The 2032-nt window shown below is 29.7% G+C and carries 1 protein-coding gene and 1 pseudogene; one reads left to right on the plus strand and one right to left on the minus strand.

Features of this window, described 5'->3' with window-relative positions:
- Nucleotides 1–84 (minus strand): annotated as a pseudogene (locus Q1J76_RS03080) (IS1595 family transposase); the annotation flags it as partial.
- 127 nt (nucleotides 85–211) lie between these two features.
- Here Q1J76_RS03080 and Q1J76_RS03085 point away from each other — a divergent pair.
- Entirely contained in the window at nucleotides 212–1981 is a 1770-nt protein-coding gene (locus Q1J76_RS03085) for a methyl-accepting chemotaxis protein (protein WP_300377869.1), read from the plus strand.
- Nucleotides 1982–2032: the final 51 nt, after the last annotated feature.

Here is a 2032-nt window from a genome sequence, read left to right on the forward strand (position 1 = left end):
AGAAGCTGTTCGGGCTGTAGTTCCTGCAACAAAATGTTCTATTAACTTTAATTGTTTTTCTCGGCTTAATTTACTTCGTTTCATAACTAAATTATAACAAATTTAAGTTATCTAGGACAGCCCCTAATTTTTTTTAATTGATACATTGACTATTGAAAAAAAATTATTATTATTTTATAATAATGCAAAATATTTTAAGGATTAAGCTAAAATGAAAAGAATAAATAGTCTAACAGTTCAAATTCCAATTATACTTAGTATAATAATTATTATAGTAATAGTATCTATGTCTGTAATATTTATAATACCGACATCTAAAACTATTGAAAAAAATACAGTAAACGGTTTTGAAAATATATTAATAGGTTTTAATTCTACTATAAATATGATTATGAGAGAGCAGTTGTCATTAATAGAAACATATGCTACAACAGCTATTATTATTCAATTTGCTGCAAACCCTAACGATCTCGCTTTGTATAATAATTTAAAAGAAATATTAGTATCGTATGATGATATTAATTATTATTCCTTAAATATTGGTGTAGCCTCTATTGAAGGCAGAATATTAATTGACAACAAGAATCCTGATTTAGAAGGTGTTTCTTTAGCCGAAGTTCATCCTGAATCATTTAAAGAATTAAGAGATAGTGATTATTCTGTGAAATTTGACGGCATGCCGCAAATCTCAAGAACTACAGGTGCTAATGCCCTTCTTATAATGAGAGGTATAAGAAATAAAGCAGGAAAATTATTCGGTATTATGTATATAAATTTAGATTTAGATAAAGTAAATAAAGAAATAGTATCTACTTATGTTTTAGAAGGCTCTGAAAGATTAAATGTTATTAATAAAGAAACAAGAGGAGTATTACTTTCATCTGATGATAGTTTGATTGGTACAACTCTTGATTCCACATTTGATATAGTAAAAACTAAGGATCATGGCGTTATAGATTCATATAAACTTGATGGAGGCAATAAGCGTACAGCAATATTTGATAGTATTGAAGCTAACGGCGTACCTTGGACTGCAATATTAGCTAAAGATGATGCTGATATTTATAAAGATATTTTTGTTTTAGTTAAATGGATATTAATTTTATCTATTGTAATGATTGTTCTTTCAGTTATTGTAATATTTGCATACGTAAAAAATATTATGAAACCTTTAGGAAATATACTTCAAATGGCTAAAGATATATCGCAAGGAGATTTAAGTAAATCTTATACAATTATTAAAAGCAAAAATGAATTCGGACTTTTAGTATATTCTTTTAATGCTATGAGAAGCGAACTCGTTGATATTATTAATAAGATTTATGAATCAGTAGAAGAAGTAAAAAATAGTGCTGAAGAGCTTTCTAAAGGAAGCGATGATTTAGCCCGCAGAACAGAGACTCAGGCAGCCAGCTTGGAAGAAACAGCAAGTTCTATGGAAGAAATGTCTTCTACAATTAAATCTTCTACAGAACAATCTGTTCATGGTAATGAAATGATGATTGCATCCAGTCAGGCAATAGAAGAGGCAGGAGAAATTATATTAGAAACAACTAAAAATATAGAAGGCGTTTATGAAGCTAGTGCAAAAATTAAGGATATTACTTCTATCATAGAAAATATAGCATTTCAGACTAACATACTTGCATTGAATGCTGCCGTAGAAGCTGCCCGTGCAGGTGATCAAGGAAAAGGGTTTGCTGTTGTTGCTTCTGAAGTAAGAAATTTAGCTCAAACTACGCAGTCATCAGCTAAAGATATTACTAATTTAGTTGATAATGCTTATGAACAAATTAATAAAGCTACAGACACGGCTAGAAGTTCTCAGGAAATATTTTATGATGTTAGAAAAAAAATAGATGAAACATCGAGAATCATGAAAGATATATCTTCTACAGCTGTAGAACAAAATGCAGGAGTAGAACAAGTCAATAAAGCTGTAGCTGATATGGATAATCTTACTCAGCAAAATGCTGCTTGAGTAGAAGAAGCTTCTGCCTCAACTAAAGCATTATCTAGTCAGGCAGATACA

Source organism: Brachyspira sp. (assembly GCF_029258575.1).
Lineage (GTDB): Bacteria > Spirochaetota > Brachyspiria > Brachyspirales > Brachyspiraceae > Brachyspira.